This window comes from candidate division WOR-3 bacterium (genome assembly GCA_039802005.1).
GTDB lineage: Bacteria > Hydrothermota > Tepidihabitantia > SM23-42 > JAOAFX01 > JAOAFX01.
The window spans coordinates 1-19,132 of the sequence record JBDRVV010000011.1 but is presented as its reverse complement, the minus strand read 5'-3'; the positions used below and the strand labels follow the sequence as shown (position 1 = coordinate 19,132).

The 19,132-nt window shown below is 38.2% G+C and carries 20 protein-coding genes; 3 read left to right on the top strand and 17 right to left on the bottom strand.

The window, feature by feature from the left end; translation table 11 throughout:
• Positions 1 to 37: 37 nt before the first annotated feature.
• The 17 genes from ABIL69_05085 to ABIL69_05005 all read right to left on the bottom strand — a co-directional run bounded on the left by ABIL69_05085 (position 38) and on the right by ABIL69_05005 (position 15,212).
• Positions 38 to 1,528: a proton-conducting transporter membrane subunit gene (locus tag ABIL69_05085; protein ID MEO0123361.1), complete on the bottom strand. Its 1,491-nt coding sequence runs from the start codon at positions 1,526 to 1,528 to the stop codon at positions 38 to 40.
• A 133-nt stretch (positions 1,529 to 1,661) separates the two neighbouring features.
• Complete coding sequence (locus ABIL69_05080) at positions 1,662 to 2,108, bottom strand: four helix bundle protein (GenBank protein ID MEO0123360.1); 447 nt, start codon at positions 2,106 to 2,108, stop codon at positions 1,662 to 1,664.
• Between the two features lie 2 nt (positions 2,109 to 2,110).
• The gene (locus ABIL69_05075) at positions 2,111 to 2,449 is read right to left on the bottom strand and encodes an NADH-quinone oxidoreductase subunit K (protein ID MEO0123359.1); all 339 of its coding nucleotides are present in this window, start codon (positions 2,447 to 2,449) and stop codon (positions 2,111 to 2,113) included.
• Positions 2,449 to 2,943, bottom strand: coding sequence for a four helix bundle protein (locus tag ABIL69_05070; GenBank protein MEO0123358.1), 495 nt, complete (start codon positions 2,941 to 2,943; stop codon positions 2,449 to 2,451). The genes ABIL69_05075 and ABIL69_05070 overlap by 1 nt, the downstream gene beginning before the upstream one ends.
• A gap of 1 nt (position 2,944) precedes the next feature.
• Positions 2,945 to 3,376, bottom strand: coding sequence for an MnhB domain-containing protein (locus ABIL69_05065; GenBank protein ID MEO0123357.1), 432 nt, complete (start codon positions 3,374 to 3,376; stop codon positions 2,945 to 2,947).
• An 8-nt stretch (positions 3,377 to 3,384) separates the two neighbouring features.
• Complete coding sequence (gene mbhE, locus ABIL69_05060; GenBank protein MEO0123356.1) at positions 3,385 to 3,915, bottom strand: hydrogen gas-evolving membrane-bound hydrogenase subunit E; 531 nt, start codon at positions 3,913 to 3,915, stop codon at positions 3,385 to 3,387.
• A complete protein-coding gene (locus tag ABIL69_05055; GenBank protein ID MEO0123355.1) occupies positions 3,915 to 5,816 on the bottom strand; it encodes a proton-conducting transporter membrane subunit in 1,902 nt (633 codons plus the stop codon). The genes mbhE and ABIL69_05055 overlap by 1 nt, the downstream gene beginning before the upstream one ends.
• A complete protein-coding gene (locus ABIL69_05050) occupies positions 5,816 to 7,018 on the bottom strand; it encodes a proton-conducting transporter membrane subunit (GenBank protein MEO0123354.1) in 1,203 nt (400 codons plus the stop codon). Before ABIL69_05050 ends, ABIL69_05055 begins: the two co-directional genes overlap by 1 nt.
• Positions 7,019 to 7,202: 184 nt before the next feature.
• A complete protein-coding gene (locus ABIL69_05045; protein MEO0123353.1) occupies positions 7,203 to 8,417 on the bottom strand; it encodes a nickel-dependent hydrogenase large subunit in 1,215 nt (404 codons plus the stop codon).
• Entirely contained in the window at positions 8,410 to 8,850 is a 441-nt protein-coding gene (locus tag ABIL69_05040; protein MEO0123352.1) for an NADH-quinone oxidoreductase subunit C, read from the bottom strand. The genes ABIL69_05045 and ABIL69_05040 overlap by 8 nt, the downstream gene beginning before the upstream one ends.
• A gap of 117 nt (positions 8,851 to 8,967) precedes the next feature.
• On the bottom strand, positions 8,968 to 9,387 hold the full coding sequence (gene nuoB / locus ABIL69_05035) for an NADH-quinone oxidoreductase subunit NuoB (protein ID MEO0123351.1): 420 nt from the start codon (positions 9,385 to 9,387) through the stop codon (positions 8,968 to 8,970).
• A gap of 66 nt (positions 9,388 to 9,453) precedes the next feature.
• Positions 9,454 to 10,374, bottom strand: a complete 921-nt coding sequence (locus ABIL69_05030) for a complex I subunit 1 family protein (protein MEO0123350.1) — start codon at positions 10,372 to 10,374, stop codon at positions 9,454 to 9,456.
• Positions 10,374 to 10,841 carry a 4Fe-4S dicluster domain-containing protein gene (locus tag ABIL69_05025; GenBank protein ID MEO0123349.1) on the bottom strand — a complete coding sequence of 156 codons (468 nt, stop codon included), beginning with the start codon at positions 10,839 to 10,841 and terminating at the stop codon, positions 10,374 to 10,376. Before ABIL69_05025 ends, ABIL69_05030 begins: the two co-directional genes overlap by 1 nt.
• Positions 10,826 to 12,391, bottom strand: coding sequence for a molybdopterin dinucleotide binding domain-containing protein (locus ABIL69_05020; protein ID MEO0123348.1), 1,566 nt, complete (start codon positions 12,389 to 12,391; stop codon positions 10,826 to 10,828). The genes ABIL69_05025 and ABIL69_05020 overlap by 16 nt, the downstream gene beginning before the upstream one ends.
• Entirely contained in the window at positions 12,388 to 13,194 is an 807-nt protein-coding gene (locus ABIL69_05015; GenBank protein ID MEO0123347.1) for an FAD/NAD(P)-binding protein, read from the bottom strand. Before ABIL69_05015 ends, ABIL69_05020 begins: the two co-directional genes overlap by 4 nt.
• Positions 13,191 to 14,195: a 4Fe-4S dicluster domain-containing protein gene (locus ABIL69_05010; GenBank protein MEO0123346.1), complete on the bottom strand. Its 1,005-nt coding sequence runs from the start codon at positions 14,193 to 14,195 to the stop codon at positions 13,191 to 13,193. Before ABIL69_05010 ends, ABIL69_05015 begins: the two co-directional genes overlap by 4 nt.
• Positions 14,196 to 14,273: 78 nt before the next feature.
• Positions 14,274 to 15,212, bottom strand: a complete 939-nt coding sequence (locus ABIL69_05005; GenBank protein ID MEO0123345.1) for a D-alanine--D-alanine ligase — start codon at positions 15,210 to 15,212, stop codon at positions 14,274 to 14,276.
• A gap of 80 nt (positions 15,213 to 15,292) precedes the next feature.
• Here ABIL69_05005 and ABIL69_05000 point away from each other — a divergent pair, with 80 nt between their 5' ends.
• The 3 genes from ABIL69_05000 to ABIL69_04990 form a co-directional block, all read left to right on the top strand.
• Positions 15,293 to 16,966, top strand: a complete 1,674-nt coding sequence (locus ABIL69_05000; GenBank protein ID MEO0123344.1) for an alpha-amylase family glycosyl hydrolase — start codon at positions 15,293 to 15,295, stop codon at positions 16,964 to 16,966.
• Positions 16,956 to 18,950 (top strand): excinuclease ABC subunit UvrB, encoded by a 1,995-nt coding sequence (uvrB, locus tag ABIL69_04995; protein MEO0123343.1) that lies wholly within the window; start codon positions 16,956 to 16,958, stop codon positions 18,948 to 18,950. The genes ABIL69_05000 and uvrB overlap by 11 nt, the downstream gene beginning before the upstream one ends.
• Before the next feature lie 102 nt (positions 18,951 to 19,052).
• On the top strand, positions 19,053 to 19,132 hold an 80-nt coding region (locus tag ABIL69_04990), incomplete at its 3' end, for a hypothetical protein (GenBank protein ID MEO0123342.1).

Genomic DNA, 19,132 nt, shown 5'->3' with positions numbered 1-19,132 from the left:
CTCCCTTCAAGGGATAGGGAATGGCGGAATGGTTTCATTAAAATCCTCCCAATATCAGATTGATGTATTCAGTTCCTCTGAGCAATGCCTCAGCCGCCGGTTGTATCACAAAATCCATCATTGGTTTATACCCAATTCCCAAGAGAATAATTAAAATGACCAAAAATACCATTGCCACACGCATAAGGAATGGAGATTCTTTAGCCTCTACCCCATTTTTCTTCAAATACACATTGTTTTCAATCTTTAGCAAATAGCCAAGTGTAACACCGCTGAATCCAATTGCCACGATTGCAAGCCACAAGAACCCTTGTTTTATCGCACCAATGGCAATCAAAAATTTTGCAAAGAAACCAACGAGTGGGGGCAAACCAATCAAAGATAAAGCACCAAACCTGAAACCCCAGGCAGTTGTCGGCATTTTTTCACCCAGACCGCCGAGTTTGTTAATTTCCCTTGTGTTGGTCGCATATACTACAGAACCTGATGTTAAAAATAGTAAGCCTTTGGCAAGTGCATGGGCAAGGATATATAGTATTGCACCCGCAACACCATAAAAATTACCAACCCCTAAACCAAGCATTATATAACCCACCTGGGAAACCGTAGAATATCCTAACAGGCGTTTATAATCGTTCTGGTTTAGTGCAGTAACTCCTGCGAAGATTATTGATAAAAGCCCCAAGCCAATGAGAATATTAAAGAAGAAAGGTGCGTTTTCACGGCTGAGACCAAAGATATTGAAAACAAAACGAGCACTTGTATAAACTCCAAGGACTTTGATAAACACACCAGAAAGTAGACTCGATATTGGTGCAGGTGCTGACGGATGGGCATCCGGAAGCCAGAAATGGAAAGGAACGAGTGCTGCCTTTACTGAAAAGGCAAAGAGTAAAAGCGCAAGGACGGACCAGTAGAATGCCGAATCCTTTATTGATTGCAAAGAAAGGGCGATATCCGCAAGGTTCAATGTTGAAGTCTTAGCATAAATCAATGCTATCGTCAAAAGAAGTGTCATACCGGCGATTTCGCCCATCACCATATATTTAAAAGAAGCCTCAAGTTCTTCTGCTTCTATACCGAAACTCACAAGGGCATAAGAAGCGATTGCAGAGATTTCTATCCAGACAAACATATTGAATAAATCACCGGTTACAGAAATACCCATTAAACCTGTAGTAATCAACATATATAATGTCCAGAATTTCCATTGACCTGTATAATGATTTAAATAACGGACAGCAAATATTGCCCCTGAAAATACTACAATTGAAATCACCAATACCATAAATGCCGATAGGGCATCAAAACTGAATACGATACCGATCGGCGGTGGCCAGTTACCAAATTTATAAACGAGCATCGGAAATCCCTGGATTACTGCAATTCCATATAACGAAAGAACAAATAATAAAAAAGTAGTAATATTGCCAATAATTGGTGCAAATGGTTTCCATAATTTGGATAACAATGGAATCAAAAAAGCAGCCAGAAGGGGCAAGGCAATGAAAAGGGGGAGAAAGATCATACAGACCTCCTATAAAAGGCAGTAAAAGGCTCAAAAAGGCTAAAAAGGGCGAGGGGGCAACAAGGCATCTTGAAAAGAGCAATAAAAGGCTCAAAATGGCTGAGCGGAATAGATATTATTTTAAATCCTGTAATCATAGGTTATCCTTTTTTATCCTTAACGACAGAATAAGTCGGTCCAAAAGATACATGGCACCGGTAGCTAAATTATTAAAATTTTCATATTCTGTTTCAGAAATATAACCTTTACGCAACACTCTTCTAACCCTTTCTTTCAATTCTCCTGCCGACCTTCGGCTATAGTGTAAAAATCTCAAATATTCAGACAATGAGCCACTATAATAGCCTTCGACAAAATTCGCTCCAACTGAATCTGATGCATCGTCTATTTGTGATCTCATCTTGTATTCATTTTTAGGCAATTTCTTTAGTAGAAATTGAACATAAGAATCAAGTTTGTCTATGTTTTGCCATACAATCATTTGCTCATGCCCTTTCAACCCAATCTTTCTCTCTTTACTATCTCTTTCTGCCATTTCTATCCTTTCGCCTTCTTGCCCTCTTGAGCCCTCTTTCGCCATTTTTAGCCCTTTAACTTCTTTATCTCACTCACATCAAATGTCTTGAACTTTTCGTATATTCGGACGATGAAGGATAGGAGCAGGGCGGTTGTTCCAAGACCGATCACAATTGCGGTAAGAACAAGTGCCTGCGGAACCGGGTCAACAAAATTATGAGGCATATCAAGTTTCGTTATGATTGGTGCAATCGCGCCCTTTTTAAAACCAATTAATGCAAAGAGCAAATTTACGGCATACTCCATTATTGCAAATCCAATCGCAATCTTTATTAAATTGCGCTTTGCAACAACTGCATACAAACCAATTAGAAATAAAATCATACAACTTGCGAAAACAACCATTAGTCCTCCTTATTATATCGTCTACCGTTTACCGTTGACCGTTGACCGACATCATAATTATGCGTACCTTTTACCGTTGACCGTTTACCGTTAACCGATTGCTCAAGTTTAATCAACATAGAAGAAATACGAATGCAAATTTCGCGGAGATTTTCATAAATATTCTGACTTATGAGCTTACGCCTTTTCAAAAGCGTTATCATTGGGATACATTCACGGTCGGATGTTAGTGCTATCTTGTAGTAATGCTTTTTCTCTCTATTAGAAATCTTACCACTGCCTTCAGCAATATTGCTCACAATAGAAAGTGCGGCACGTCTGAAATTGTCACCGAGCGAACTTTGCAATTGCCACGGTATTTTAGAAGTAATTTCAAAAACTTCGTCAACAAAATCAAGCGCAAGTTGATAGACATCAAGTTTTTCAAAATCAAAAACAAAATTTTTATAATCGGTAAACGGTTCACGGTTAACGTTTATCGGCTTTTCACTCATATCAGTCCTCCATTATATATTTCAATGCGGCAAGGGCAAGGAAAATAGATAATAGGCCAACCGAAACCTTTATACCGATCGCAATATTACATATTGGTATCAAACCAGCACTGAAAAGATGTAAGGGTTTACCGAGTCCAAAAATGGGTTCGTTCAAAAAGAATACACCTGCTACCAATAATCCCGTAAACGCTGCACCCCAGAAGAGCAGGGCACCGATACTTTCAAATACCGAACCAATCGTAGATAATCTTTTTTCTTTTTCCGCAGCACTTCCAAAAGAAAGGACCCGCAAAATTAATGCACCCGAAACAATAACGCCACCAGCAAAACCACCACCCGGTGTTAAATGTCCATGCAAAATAATATAGATACCATACATAAATATAAAACCACTGACGAGATTTGTGACGCGCTTGACAATGAGACTCATAAGACCTCCTATTTCCTTCCTATCTTTCTCATCACCGCCAGTACTCCAATCACTGATGTGAATAGTACCGTTGCCTCACCGAGTGTATCAAGTCCGCGGAAATCAAGGATTATATCTGCCACAATGTTTGCACCACCGACTTTGGGCAAACCCAGTTTTATATATTCGCTCGCCACTTTCATAATTGGTGAGCCGAAAGGTGGCAGAGTGTTGAATATACGCTCCATTACAACAATAAATAGTATCACAAAAAACCCATAAAAAACCAAACCTACAATCTGTGCTGGTGTGAATTTCTTATCCACGGTCTCATCAATATCCGTTGTCCTGAAAATTACAGCAACAAATATTATCAATGTAAGAATCTCTACAACAATCTGGACAATAGCAAGGTCTGGTGCCTGGAGCAAAATAAAAAGAATTGCCACTGAAAAGCCAACTGCGCCAACAGCAATAGCTGCTGCAAGCAAATCCTTTATTTCAATCGCAATGATTGCAGCGATAATCATAAAGACTAAAAATAGATATATCTCAATCATTATCTCACTCCTAACAGTAGCAATATTATCAATAGCCCTAAAAATATCAAACCTATATATCCCTGTAGCTCACCAGTGTGAATAGCAGAAAAGATACTTCCAAGCGCGACCACGATTCTTGACAAAGACTGATAGATTATGACAAAGAATTGATTAATCACTTCTCTGAAAAGAACTGAAAATCCACCCAATACCCCGCGGAGATAATTATAAAAATCAAACGCCCCCTCTTCACCAAATTTGTATGTCTTTTCTAACATATCAATTTGGTGGACAGATGAATAAAAATTCGGACCGGTAATCCTTGCCTCTTCAGTATCAAGGACCTCTCCGCCAACAAATACCTTTCCCTTCCTGGGCTTGAGTCCGGTTCCCAAAATAAAAATAATCAATCCGATTACAAGACCTAAAATCATTAGAATTGTTGTCAATCCTGCAGACCAAAATCCGATTGGTTCAATTTTAAAGAATGGTAAGGACGGATATATCAATCGTGCGAGGGGAATTTTTTCAGCAAAAATGCCGAATACAATACAAAGAAAAGCAAGAATCAGTGTAGGCGTTATCATTCCAAATCTCACTTCACGCACCTTATCAAGTTCCTTTGGTCTTTCACCTAAAAATAGAGAGTGTGTCATTTTCAAAAATGATGCTAAAGTCAAAACGCTTCCGAACATTGCAGCGATCAAAAATACAATCCACAGATTTGTTTCTTTATTCAACTCAATTATTCCCTGATATAACATCCATTTTGAATAAAAACCATTTAATGGTGGAACACCGGAAATAGCAAATGCGGCAATGATAAAACAGAACATGGTCAAAGGCATCCTTGTACCAAGACCACCAAGATGGTCAAGTTCGGTTGTGCGTGCACGATATTCCACCGAACCTGCAGATAAAAACAAACAGGCTTTGTATATAGCATGATTAATCATATGGAATAAACCGCCCGCAATAGCAACCGGTATTCCAGTTCCAATACCCAAAACCATATAACCAACCTGTGATACCGCATGGAATGATAACAAGCGCATCGCCTCTTTTTGCACGAGTGCCATCATAACGGCAAAGATAATCGTTATTGCACCAATAACCATCAAAGTCATTCTTATCGGCATTGACTGAGTTATGTCAAATATATAATAAGAAATCCTGACGAGAAAATATATACCTAATAGTTTATCAAGACTCGCTGGAATAAACGCCATCGTTGAAGCAGGTACAACCTTTGCTGCCTCGGGAATCCAGGTATGCAATGGCATCGCACCTGCCTTGGCAAGGACTCCGACAAGTAATAAAATATATGTAGTAATCAGGATACCACTATTTAAAGGTAGACGCGGGTCCGAAGGGAAGTCAACATTTCCGGCTATGGCATATACAATAATGATACCCAACATAAGAACAAAATCCGAAACACCAACGATTGTCAATGCCTTTCTCGCTGCAATAACACTTTCTTTCTTGCCGACCAATAAAATTCCGTATAGCGAAAACACAAGCATATTCCAGAATATCAACATTAATATGAGATTGCCACTTAGCACAACACCGTTAGCACCAGAAAGTGTCAAACCGAGATACAATTGATAAACACCTTCACCCGGCATTTTTCTCATTGGAGAAATTGAATAAAGTAAAATCAAAAGTGCGAAAATGGAATTAAAAAGAAGTATAAATCTTGTCAGGTTATCCAAATATATCCTGAAGTTAATGCCGGCTATCTCTGCGATACTATATGAAAATGTCTGATTTTGGAATGTCAAAAAGATTCTTAATGCAAAATAGAAGGTGATAACAAACCCCAAAAATCCCATTTCATTACGCAATCTTCTTACCAGAAATCCTAACAAACCGCACATAACAGGTAAAAGCATAATAACATAAATCTCTTTCATTAGATACCTCCGACGAATGCTAATATTTCATAGAAAAGCACACCCAATATTAGAGAAAGCAGTGTGAGAATAAAGACCACTCCAATTTCAATAACCCCGGGTCTTCTTTCTGTTTTCAATTCCGCGATATCACATTTTTCTCCATAAAATAATTCATGATAAAAACGGTCGCTGTATAAAAGAGTAAATACCGCTGAGGCAATCGCAAAAAATCCAAAAAGATAATTCCTTTGCACTGCGCCAATTACAACCATCAATTTTGCAAAGAAACCAATCATTGGGAAAAATCCAACGATTGAACTGAATAATAATGCCATCATCACAGTCAATGCCGGTGAAACCCTTAACATACAGGAAATATTTTTTATATTTGCCTCTCCGGTTATATCCTCAATCGTCCCTACACCATAAAATAACCCTGATTTTGCAAGGGCATGCGCAAGGATATATATGATTGCGCCATAACTACCAAAAAAATTATTTACCGAAAACCCTAATAATATAAATCCGATCTGGCTGATGGTTGAATAGGCAAGTAGATATCTCAAGCGATTTGTTCTATATGCAGAACCACCAGCAATCAAACTTGATATCACTGCAAGCCAGGCAACGATTGTGAAATAATTTTCAGGTATGTTAATATTGTTTGTGAAAAGACGATAGAACAGGATGAGACCCAGATTTTCAGCAATCCCCGCGAGCGAACCGCCAATTGCAGAAGGTATTGAGGCATAGGCAGGAATCAGCCAGAAATGGATCGGCAAAATTACAGACTTGGCAAAAATTCCGATTGTAATAAATGTAAGAGCAGTAATATTGATTTGTTTAATCTCAGAGATAACGAACGAATTGTTATCAAGATATAACATCCCAATACCTATCAGCATTAAGCCGGCTGAAATTATATTTGTAATAAATACCACATTGCCTGAAGAAATCTGGTCGGGTCGACGATAATAAACCACTGCCCGCCAGACTGCAAATGTTGAAATTTCCCAGAAAATAAATATCCATAATAAATTTGTAGTAATTGCAACACCAATGCCCGCGACAACAATCAATAACAGCATTAAATAGTACTCCAGCCTGTGCCCCTTCTGTCTGATTGTAGCAAGGGCATAGATAAAAGACATCAATCCAATAAAGGCAAAGGTGATGCTCAAGAATATTCCGAATCGATCAAAGAGAAAATTGGGATTCATAAGAATTTTACCTCAGTTGCTAAATTTGTAAATTCAGAAGGAAAGTTATCGTTTGTCGGTTGAGAAAAGCGCTTCGTCTGTCGTTTTTCGTTAATCGAAACCGTTTTTCCAAACCGTAGCACATTTCGCAACCGTAAAACGTTTGCCCATCTTTGCGGATTTTGTATTTCGGACTTAGAATTTCTCATTTATTATATCTCCTTCTTATCTTCTCAGTCTTTTCCCAGGAAAATTTCAATAAATCTCTGCCGTCATATTTCTTCTTACCATTCTCATAAACAATAGTTCGCTCCGTGCAACAATAACAGGGATCAACTGCAGCAAGAACCAAAGCCGCATCCGCAATGGAATATCCCTTCACCGCTGCGACATTAGAAGCAATATTCATATAACTCGGTGCCCTGATTTTATGCCGCACCGGCATATTTGAACCATCTGAACGGACATAATGAAAAACCTCTCCCCTTGGTGCCTCATGCCTGCCGATACCTTCACCGGGTGGAATCTCTTCAATCCTTGTCTCAATCGGACCTTCGGGCATATTTCTAAGACACTGGCGCACAATCTTTATGGACTCAAAACACTCCAGTAATCTTACTTTCGCCTTTGCCAGAACATCCCCTTCTTCAAATACCACAATATTCCAATCCACCTGATCATAGGCATCATATGGATCATCTTTACGAACATCAATAGCCACACCCGAACCGCGGGCAGTCGGACCCAAAACCCCGTAGGCAATCGCGTCTTCTTTTTTCAAAATACCAACCCCTTCAAGTCGGGCACGAATTACCGGGTCATCAAGTATCGCCTTTGTAAACATTGCCGTTTTCTCTTCAATCAGATTCAAATATTCTTCAATCTTTGGATAATCTTCGGGCAAAATGTCCCTTCTTGCACCACCAATTTTATTTATTGCATAATGATTCCGATTGCCCATTATGAGTTCAAACAAATCAAGCAGCGGCTCGCGATAACGCCATACCCACATCCAGACTGTATTATATCCAATAAAATGCCCGGCAAGCCCAAGCCAGAGATAATGGGAATGGATCCTTTCCAGTTCGCCAATGATCGTTCTTATATATTGTGCCCTTGGGGGCGGCTTGATGCCACAGACATCTTCTACTGCAAGACAATAGGCATAGGGATGGGAATCAGAACATATCCCACAGATTCTTTCCACCAGAAAAGGCACCTGGTCAAAGGTCATTGTCTGTGCTATATATTCATGCCCCCGATGATTGTAGCCGAGATTGATCTCCAAATCAACGACCTTTTCACCTTCAACTATCAATTTGAAAAACTCAGGCTCTTCCTGGAGTGGATGATAAGGTCCGATGGGAACAACACGATATTCCGGATTTCGGATTTCGGATTTCGGATTTAGTTCACTCATAATCTCTCCTCAGTGGATAAGTCCTTTCCGGCCAGTCATCTGAGGTCAAAAGTGGAATAAGATTAGGATGTCCAACAAAATCAACGCCAAGAAGTTCATGAATCTCCCGTTCAATCCAGTTTGCGGCAGGTAGAAAATCGGCAAGGCTTTTAATCTTCGGGTCGTCTTTAGGCACAAGGGTCTTGATATTGTAGTATGTTCCACTCGCATCATGTGAAAAATGATATAATATCTCTATCCCATCACGGGTGTCAATGCCGGTCGCAATAGATAGTCTCATATTCAACTCATTAAAAAGATATTTTGCGAATTCATAAACCCTTTCCCGATTTATTTTTATATAGGTTCTTCTTGGAGAATGAATCTTAATCTCCACTTCGGGAAATCTCTTTTTTATCTCATTCAATATCTCTTCTGAATATTCTTTCTTCATATTGTTCCTATTCAATTTCCGTCCAGATAAATCTGAGCGCTACATTAATATTTTTTTGTGCGATAAATCGCACCGCTACATTTTTCGTTTCACGGTTCGCGGTAAACGTTTTACGATTCATCCAAGCCTCTTCAATGCCTTAACCACACCCATTATTATTGCCTCGGGCTTAGGGGGACAACCAGGGATAAAAACATCAACCGGTATATGTCTATCATAAGGTCCAACCACATTATAAGATTTTTCAAACATATGGCAATGACAGGTACAGGTTCCAACGCCAATAACAAGACAGGGTTTTGGTGTCTGTTCATAAACACGCAAAACCCTCGGTAAACTCTTTCTGTTCAAAACTCCAGTAATTAGCAATGCGTCGGCATGCCTTGGTGAACCAACAAGAACGATACCGAATCTCTCGACATCCCATTTCGGCGTTAAAACATCAAGAATTTCAATATCACAGTTATTACACGAAGCAGCCGCAACATGGAAAACCCAGGGTGACTTCTTCAATCCCCAGAGTTTAAAATCCCCCATCAATTACCTCCTTTTTTATTTTCGCTTCTTCACCCTTCTTCACCCTTCTTCTCCCTTCTTTACCCTTTATAATCCCTTCATTGCCAGCACCAATCCAATAATAGCAAAAATTCCCAAAAATATCCAGAAAAATTTTAATGCCTGGTCAATGCGCAATCTTGGATTGGTATTTTTTATCAAAATTATCAAGACAATAATCAATAATAATTTCAAAATTGCCCACCAGTCGCCAACTCCACCCCAAAGAATGGAAATCATAAATACCGGCAGAAGCAACAACATCATTGCCTTTGTTATTTTATAAATTGCAAGTGCAACACCTGAATATTCAATATAAGGTCCTGCCATAATCTCCTGTTCCGCCTCAGGTATGTCAAATGGCACAAACCCCAATTTTGCCTGTATCACGAGCAAAAATACTATGGCAAATATTATCCCTGATATTGAATATAAAAATGGCCCATTGACTCTTTGCAGATATACTATCTCACCAAATTTTATCGTTCCACCAGATTTTAGAACAATCCCGGCGATAGTTATCAAGAATGGCAATTCATAGGCAAAATACTGTGTCATCTCCCTTGAAGCGCCAACACTCGCTAAAGGATTTTTTGAAGCAGAACCACCAATGATCACCCCAATCGGCGGTAGGGCAAGTAGATAAATCATCACAATCAAATCACCAGCAAAAGAATTTTCCGGTGAAAAATTCATTGTAAATAACATAACCGCAAGGATTGACATTGAAATCAAACCAAAAATTGGTCCCATAAAGAAAAGAGTCTTTGATGCACCTTCGGGGATTATTGTTTCTTTAAGCAACAATTTCATAAAATCGGCATAAGGTTGATACCACGGCGGTCCAACCCTCATCTGGACCCTTGCGGTCACCTTGCGGTCAATCCAGGTTAAAAACATACCTACAATTGCAGTGAATAGAAAACCAGGAAATATAAAATAGTTAAATAGAATTCTGATAAAATTCATTATCTTCTCCTCACAAACGCATCCTTTGAAACCATCCTTACGCCAATCTCCATCTTCTTTATTTCTTCTTCGTCAAGGTACTGGAGTGCACCAGATGAACAGGCGGATACACATCTCGGACCTTCTTCACGGTCCTTACACAGATTACATTTCTGTGATATATGGCGCACAAGTGGCGCATCAATAACTCCAAATGGGCAGGCATAAGCACAACTCCGACACCCGATACACTTAAATGATGACCTCACCACAAGTCCGGTCTTTTCATCGCGGGTGATTGCCTCAACCGGGCAGGACGCAAGACACAGTGCCTCTTTACAATGTTTACAAGCCAAAGGTAGATATGCTACACCTTCTATATCACCGTGTCTTATCCTTGCCTCACCCTTGAATGCAACCTTGCAGGCGGCTTCGCAGGACCTGCACCCACAGCATAAATCAAGGTCTAAAACTATTCTTCTTGCCATATTCTAACCTCGGTCGGAATGAAATTAACAAAATCATCAACAATCTCATATTCAAACAATCCACGTACTTCTGGTATCTCTGGTTGAGTGTATAAAACACCTTTTGGTACTTCATTCGTTATCTTCACTTGAATCTTAGTTTTGCTGATTTTTGATTCCACATTTACAATATCATTCTGCTTAATTCCCAGTTCACCTGCATCCACCGGGTTTATTTTCAAAATTGGTTTATCAAATAAACCAAGATAATAGTATGCGACTTTCTCCCCGAATAGTCTGAAGTATCCTTCCGTCTTCTTACTCGAATAATCCGCTATCCTTTTTGCCCCGGATTTTATATCAACCTTGAGGTCTTTCTTCTCTATTGTTGAATCCTCGACACCAAAAATATTTAAAAGTTCATTGATGTTTTTTGCCCCGTTTGCTGGTTTTATTTCACCACCGATGCCTTTACTGCCCGATATTGTGAGAATCGTGCCTGCTTTTTCCATATTCAATGGGACAGGGAATTGAACAAAATCTTTAAAACGTAAGGTTGATGTAGCATAAATTTCAACCTGGGATAATTCATTTACCAATTGTGGATAATAAAACGGAAACAATTCGCCAAAATTTATAATATATTTTATCTTATTATTTTTTATTAAATCAAAAATTCTTCCAAAAGGTGTAAAATCATTATAATGCATAAACTCAAATATTGGCAGAACCTTCTTCTTGCTCTCACCTGCAAATCTCTTAACCCCTTCAGCGATTATTTGCGGTTCATAACTATGGGCAAAGGGCATTGAAACAATCAAAAGTCCATTTTCCGCAGATTTAAAATCCTTTGTGATTCTTTCAACAACTTTTTCTGGGATACCGGTTATTTCAGAAACATTAATTCCTGACAGTGTTTCACCGGCAAGCACAAGTAGCACGAGTCCCTCGGTTCCCGGCCTTACCATTAGAAAATCTGTAGCAAAGTATGAGGTATGAGTTTTTATAGAATCAATCACTACAAGACGATGTTTTCTATCGCTCAACTTCCAGTTTATCAAATTCTTTGAAATCATTGGTGCATAATTAAAAACATCACCAAGAATAATTATCATCTGAGATTTCTCTATCTCATCAAGTGAAACTGGTGATTTTTCATCAATAAATCTTTTCAGCAGTGCCTCGGATTCAAAATAAGTAGATGCAATATTATTTATTTTGTGTTTTTTACAAAATCCAATGATTGTATTCTCTTCTTCTATTGTTACATTTCTATCAACAGTTATTGCAATCGAATCAGGCTGTTTTAATACTTCCCGGAACAATTGATTGATAAACTCCCAGTTTTTATACTTGCCGTTTTCTACGGGAACACAAAGCCTTTTAGAATGGTTTAGATAAAAAGCAGAAGCACTCCCCCTGGGACAAACTCTACCCTGATTTGGTGTGTCTTTTAAATATTCTACACCCCTTATGCCAAAATCATCAAAAACAATCCCCAATTCGCAACCATATCCACAGAATGTACATAAAGTTCGTTTAACGGTAAACGGTAAACGGTTAACGCTCATAGGAATGGATCCTCTATGTCTTTCACATCCTTCCAGGTCAGCACCGGTCCATCCTTACATACATAGAATCTGCCGACCCGGCAGTGATTACATTTTCCAATCCCGCAGGACATATTCTTCTCCATAGAAAGATATATATTTGAATCCTTAAATCCCGCATCAACAAGCCGCTGGGTAGTAAACTTCATCATCAATGGTGGTCCACACACGATAGCCGGAGTCGTCTTTATATCAACCGGGATTTCATCAAGGATTGTCGTAACCACACCAACCCTGCCCTTCCATTCTTCATCACCAACATCAACAGTCAATAAAATATCAACATTTTTTATCTTCTGCCATTCGGGTAGCAGATATTTATAGACAATATCTTTTGGTGTCCTTGCACCATATCTAATATATATCTTTTTATAGTCCTTAATGTTCTCCACCAGCGCCAGGAATAATGAACGAAGCGGGGCAAAACCAACACCGCCTCCAACGATAAATACATCTTTTTTCTTAAATTCTTTTAAAGGATATGGTTTTCCAAATGGTCCCCGCACCCCTACCGTATCCCCTTCTTTCAACTCAAACAACTTCTGGGTAACCCTGCCCACCTTCATTATCGTGAATTCCAAGTCTTTTGCATAAGGGGATGAAGAAGGTGTAAAAGGTGCTTCACCAACACCTAATACAGTTAGTTCTGCAAATTGTCCTGCTTCAAATTCTATAGGTTTGCCGTCAAGAACGAATGTTGTTATTGTTGGCGTCTCCGGAATTATCTTTTTAATCTTTGTCAATATCGGTTCGTAAGGATTCATATTTTATTAAGAATTTCTCTTATATCAATCTTTGCCGAACAACCAACAAAGCATCTTCCACAGCCTGAACAGGCAAAGAATTTTTCATATTGATAAAAATAATTAAATTTACATTGGAATCTATTCCAGAATCTTTCATCTATGCGACTGCGTGGATTCGCACCACCGCCAACCCGGGCATAGGCAGCATAATAACAGGCATCCCAGACCCTTACCCTTTCAATATCATCACCCTTTTTATAATCACTTAACAAAAAACAGTAGCATGTAGGACAGCAATGGAGGCAGGAGAAACATTCAACACATTCGTCACGGGCTTCCCTTATGGTCCTTTTATCTGCCTTTTCAACCAGTTCATAAACCTTCTCTTTTATTCTCTTTTTATTTATATTTTCGAGTTTTTCAATTGCACTTTTTCTTAAATTATTCCTTTCGTTTATGCTTTCACTTTCAGCCTCTATAAATAATCCCTTATTTTCATCTATCAAGTTTTGACCTTTTTCTGAAAATACTTCAAATAAATAACCCGATTTTACAACAGTTATATTCAAATCGCTTATGCCTTCAGGATACGGTTTCAACCCAACAAAATTGCAGAAACAGGTATCGTGCGGTTCAGGGCAGTCAGCAGAGATAATAATGATATTATCCCTTCTTTCCTTATATATATGATCAACCGGCTGCCATTTCAAAAACACACGGTCATAGACCTCAATCCCCCTTAAATCGCAGTTCTTAACGCCCATAAGTACAATTGGATTGCTTCTAAGTTCTATTTTTGCGGGAAAACGGGCAACAATACCCCTTGCTGGAAAAAAGAAATTTTTGATATTCTGTGCGGTTCTGATTTTGCTAAAATCAGGCTCAAAATTATGTTCAGGATTATACTCAATAATATGGCTTTTACCATTTTCAGAAAAAGGGTAGAATATTTTCGCCCCTTTTGAAAAATTCTTTAAGAGCTGATTGAGATTATTAGAAGGCAATAAGAAAAAATTCATAAGACATAGATTATAACAAAAAAAAGAAAAAAGTCAATAATTAAGTAAACAAAATAATGTGAAAAATAAATACTTACCTTACTTTTTTCCCTGCACCCTTATGAGCGCAGTCTTCAGGATTTCAAAAATAAGTTCATCATAATTTAGACCGATCGCCCTTACTTCAAGGGGCAAATTTGACTCTGGTAACAATCCGGGGATAGTATTGACTTCAAGCACATATGGATTATGTTCAAAATCAAAAACAAAATCTACCCTGGAAAAACCATAGGCACCGATTGACTGGTGTGCTGATAAGGCAAAGCTCTGCGTTAATTTGTATTTATCCTCAGGTAATCTTGCCGGGATTATATATTCAGTCATCCCTTTTGTATATTTTGATTTATAATCATAAAATTTTCTCTTCCTGGGGGCGATCTCAAGTACTGGAAGGGGGACCTCATTTAAAATTCCACAGGTTGCCATCATACCGGGTATGTATTGTTCAAAGAAAATATCAGGATATTTCTTTGTAACAGATTTTATCTTTTTGGCAAGTTCTTCACGCGTTTCAAGGATAAAAACCCCCACACTTGAACCTTCAGCCCGGGGTTTGATAACAACAGGCAGACCGAGTTTCTCAATAATCTTATCAATATCCATGTCTTTCTCGTAATAATATTTTGGTGTAGGAATACCACGGGATTCAAATAAATATTTAGAAATAATTTTATCCATACCTATTGCGGAACCAATAACACCCGAACCGGTATAAGGGATCCCCAAAAATTCAAGTATCCCCTGAATAGTACCATCTTCACCTGGTTTACCATGTAATGCAATAAATGCAATGTCAATACCGCGCAATTTTTTAATAAAATTCCTGTCTACATCAATCTCTTTTACCGTAAATCCCTGTTTTTTTAATGATTCGGCAACTGTCTTTCCCGAACCTATGGATATCTCTCTTTCCGATGACCAACCGCCGTATAAAACACCTATTGTTTTCTTTAACAAAAATTCCCGTTCATTTCTCATAATCCTATAATAATTAAAAAAAATCTAATGTCAAGCATCTCCCTATTGACAAATCTTTTACATTATGTAAAATTCTTTGTATGAAGAAAATAGTCATTAGCACAATAGTGTTTATCATTCTATCTAATGCTCTTGATTTTGATGCCTTGAACCATAATCCGGATAACATTTTTTATGCTAATCCCTGGATGGGTGAAATAAAACTGCGTGTTAGTAAAGGAACTGTCCTTGAAGCCTTTGTTATTTATGCTAATAAAAGAACAAAAATGACACTCGGTTTTCAAGATAATAGATACGACTATTTTACCGCTGATGTTGGAAAATTTGATACAACATTCAATTATCAAATACTTGTGCGTGATAAAACCGACTCATTATTTTTGCCCCAGACCGGCACATTCAAATGCCTGCAGCAACCTTTTATAATTCCTGAGTGGGCATACAGTAAGGTTTATTACAGTATATTTCCGGACGGATTTTATAATGCAAACAAAACAAATGATCCCAAGAATGTTGCCCCCTGGGGAAAAATTCCGGATAGGGAATACTCTTATGGCGGAGACCTGCTGGGGATTATTGAAAAATTGCCTTACCTTGATTCCTTAGATTTTGATATATTATTGTTGCAACCGATCCTATCTGCCAATTCTAATCATAAATATGACCTGCGTGATTATGCAAATCTTGATATACATCTTGGTGATACAATTGAACTAAAGAATTTAATAAACGAAATCCATTTAAGGAAAAAGCGTATAATACTAAAGTTCATTGTCACCCATACTGGTACAGATTTTGCGAGTTTTCAGGATGTAATAAAAAATGGCTCAGCCTCAAAATATTATAACTGGTATTTCATCCACTCTTTACCAGTCAAAACATCCCCTCCAAATTACGACTGTTGGCTCAATGATGCCCGTTTTCCTAAATTAAATTTGAAAGAACCATCGGTTCAGGCATTCTTAATTGGTTATATTGACTACTGGCTACATTTTGGATTTGATGGTGTTTATATAGGAGAAGATTTTAAAATAGACCCTGATTTTGTTCGTATTCTGAAAAATTCCCTCAAAAGAAAATACCCAGAACTCCTCGTTCTTGGTAGTTCAGAAAATTTTGGTATCAACGGTTTTGATGGAACTGCCAACAAAAAGATTGCCGATTTGATAATGAATTATTTCGTCCATAATAAAATATCCACCAGCGAATTCGACAGCGAATTGAAAAAAATCCTCTTTTTCATGCCCTCACAGATTAATCTTACCAACCTTATTGATTTGAGTGATTTTAACATTAGAATATCAAACATAGCAAGTATTGATAATCTTTTGTTACTCAATGCTTTTCTCTTCACTTTCTGTGGTTCCCCAGTTTTAACATACGGCGACGAAGTAGGAATGAAAGATGGTCAATTTCTAAATATGGGCAGTTTTCCCTGGGAATACGAAAAACAAAACCGTTCTTTATTTGAAGAGATAAAAAAATTAATAACCATTCGTAAAAACAATCCAATTCTCAACAATAAATACTACTATACATTGTATGTAAATGACATAAATCGTGTCTATGCCTATGATCGTGGTGGGATAATTGTTATAATCAATAGTGGTGATAGCCAAAGTTATACCGTCCTACCAGTCTGGAACGGAACTTACACGAACCTTATGACTGGGGAAAAAATGACAGTAGCAACCCAACAGCTAAGACTGTCTCTACCTGCCAAGTCATTTAAAATCTTGAAGCGTGAAATTTAAACTAATATCTAACTTCAAACCTGCCGGAGACCAGCCTGAGGCAATTGAAAAATTAGTCCAGGGCATCAAATCAGGATACAGATTCCAAACCTTGCTTGGTGTTACTGGTTCAGGTAAAACATTTACGATTGCCAATGTAATTGAACAGGTTCAAAAGCCGACCCTTGTCATATCGCACAATAAATCCCTTGCCGCCCAGTTATATAGTGAATTCAAATCTTTCTTTCCGGAGAATGCAGTTGAGTATTTTATCTCTTATTATGATTATTATCAACCTGAGGCTTATGTTCCGGAAAGTGATTTGTATATAGAAAAAGATGCATCTATAAATGAAGAGATTGAACGCCTCCGGTTGAAGGCAACCTCTTCACTTTTAACCAGAAATGATGTCATAATAGTTGCATCTGTTTCCTGTATTTATAATATTGGTTCTCCAGATGAGGTAAAAGAGCTCGTTGTATTCTTAAAAAAAGGAGTTGAAAAAGGTAGGGAATCATTAATCAACCAACTCGTAGGTATTCAATATAAGCGCAATGATATTCAATTCACCCAGGGAACTTTCCGTGTCCGCGGGGATGTAATTGACATATTCCCTGCCGATGAGAAAAATGCAATAAGAGTAGAATTCTTTGATGAATTCATAGAGAAAATTTATATCTTTGACCCTTTAACTGGCAATTTATTAAAAGAGTTGAATGAAGTAATTATATTCCCGGCAAAACACTTTATCACAACCCGACCAAGGCTTGAAGAGGCGGTGAAAAATATAAAGATTGAACTTGAAAAAAGGGTTGCGGAATTTGAAAAACAGGGAAAATTACTTGAGGCACAACGTTTACTACAGCGCACCTTATTTGATTGCGAAATGCTGTTAGAACTCGGTTATTGCCCAGGCATAGAAAATTACTCAATGCATCTTTCCGGGAGAAAACCAGGAGAAAGGCCCTTTTGCTTGATAGACTATTTTCCAAAGGATTTTCTAATCGTGATTGATGAATCCCATGTAACAATCCCTCAGATTCAGGGAATGTATGAAGGCGACCATTCAAGAAAGTTGACCCTTGTAGAATATGGATTTAGACTACCATCAGCATTAGAAAACAGACCATTAAAATTTGATGAATTTGAATCTCTAATCAATCAGGCAATCTGTATCTCTGCAACGCCTGCAGAATGGGAGATAAAGAAATCTAATAATCGGATAGTTGAACAGATTGTGAGGCCTACCGGTATTGTTGATCCTCAGGTTGTTGTGAAACCAGCAAGCAATCAGGTTGACGATTTGATCAACGAAATCCAGAAACATATTTCTAATAATGAGCGGGTATTGGTCACAACCCTTACTAAAAGGATGGCTGAAGAACTCGCCCAGTATCTCAATGAAATTGGTATAAGAGTTCGTTATATGCATTCAGAGATTGATGCAATACAGAGGGTTGAGATACTACGCGGTTTGAGACTCGGCGAATTTGATGTCCTGATTGGCATAAATTTATTAAGGGAAGGGCTTGACCTTCCTGAAGTTGGGCTCGTCGCAATCCTTGATGCTGACCGTGAAGGATTTTTAAGAAGCGAAAGGTCTTTGATACAGACAGCAGGTCGTGCTGCACGGAATGTCCGTAGTGAAGTCATACTTTATGCTGACGAAACAACGGACTCAATGAAAAGAGCACTATCTGAGATGGAACGCCGTCGCAACAAACAGATTGAATACAATCGCATTCACAATATCACACCGCGCAGTATTGTGAAAACAAAAGAAGAGATTCTCAAGGCAACCTCTGTAGCAGATAGATTATTATCTGAAGATAAAAAAGAAGAAGAATCCTTCGAAGAAATAGAAAGGCTTTATAAGGAAATGGCTGATGCGGTATCTCTAATGGAATTTGAGAAGGCTGCGGAACTCAGGGATAAAATAAAAGAGATAAAGAAAAAAATGGAAATTAGTGAAAGACGATATAATAAAAAAATTAGAAATTTTTAAAAAGGAGGTAATATCAATACTTTTGAAAGCAAAATAAGAAAAATAGTAAGAAATGCCTTAAAGGAAGATCTCGGCAAAGGTGATATCACAACCGATCCAATCGTGCCACCTGATTCACAGACACTGGGGATAATTTTTCCTAAGGAAGACGGTGTCCTTTGTGGAGTTGATATTGCCCGCAT

Coding starts and splice junctions, on each gene's coding strand:
- ABIL69_05080 (MEO0123360.1), bottom strand. CDS start 2,108: ATGGCGAAAGAGGGCTCAAGAGGGCAAGAAGGCGAAAGGATAGAAATG.
- ABIL69_05050 (MEO0123354.1), bottom strand. CDS start 7,018: ATGAATCCCAATTTTCTCTTTGATCGATTCGGAATATTCTTGAGCATC.
- ABIL69_05000 (MEO0123344.1), top strand. CDS start 15,293: ATGAAGAAAATAGTCATTAGCACAATAGTGTTTATCATTCTATCTAAT.
- ABIL69_05005 (MEO0123345.1), bottom strand. CDS start 15,212: ATGAGAAATGAACGGGAATTTTTGTTAAAGAAAACAATAGGTGTTTTA.
- ABIL69_05065 (MEO0123357.1), bottom strand. CDS start 3,376: ATGAGTCTCATTGTCAAGCGCGTCACAAATCTCGTCAGTGGTTTTATA.
- ABIL69_05030 (MEO0123350.1), bottom strand. CDS start 10,374: ATGAATTTTATCAGAATTCTATTTAACTATTTTATATTTCCTGGTTTT.
- ABIL69_05075 (MEO0123359.1), bottom strand. CDS start 2,449: ATGGTTGTTTTCGCAAGTTGTATGATTTTATTTCTAATTGGTTTGTAT.
- ABIL69_05040 (MEO0123352.1), bottom strand. CDS start 8,850: ATGAAGAAAGAATATTCAGAAGAGATATTGAATGAGATAAAAAAGAGA.
- ABIL69_05015 (MEO0123347.1), bottom strand. CDS start 13,194: ATGAATCCTTACGAACCGATATTGACAAAGATTAAAAAGATAATTCCG.
- mbhE (MEO0123356.1), bottom strand. CDS start 3,915: ATGATTGAGATATATCTATTTTTAGTCTTTATGATTATCGCTGCAATC.
- nuoB (MEO0123351.1), bottom strand. CDS start 9,387: ATGGGGGATTTTAAACTCTGGGGATTGAAGAAGTCACCCTGGGTTTTC.
- ABIL69_05045 (MEO0123353.1), bottom strand. CDS start 8,417: ATGAGTGAACTAAATCCGAAATCCGAAATCCGAAATCCGGAATATCGT.
- ABIL69_05070 (MEO0123358.1), bottom strand. CDS start 2,943: ATGAGTGAAAAGCCGATAAACGTTAACCGTGAACCGTTTACCGATTAT.
- ABIL69_05020 (MEO0123348.1), bottom strand. CDS start 12,391: ATGAGCGTTAACCGTTTACCGTTTACCGTTAAACGAACTTTATGTACA.
- ABIL69_05010 (MEO0123346.1), bottom strand. CDS start 14,195: ATGAATTTTTTCTTATTGCCTTCTAATAATCTCAATCAGCTCTTAAAG.
- ABIL69_05055 (MEO0123355.1), bottom strand. CDS start 5,816: ATGAAAGAGATTTATGTTATTATGCTTTTACCTGTTATGTGCGGTTTG.
- ABIL69_05025 (MEO0123349.1), bottom strand. CDS start 10,841: ATGGCAAGAAGAATAGTTTTAGACCTTGATTTATGCTGTGGGTGCAGG.
- ABIL69_05085 (MEO0123361.1), bottom strand. CDS start 1,528: ATGATCTTTCTCCCCCTTTTCATTGCCTTGCCCCTTCTGGCTGCTTTT.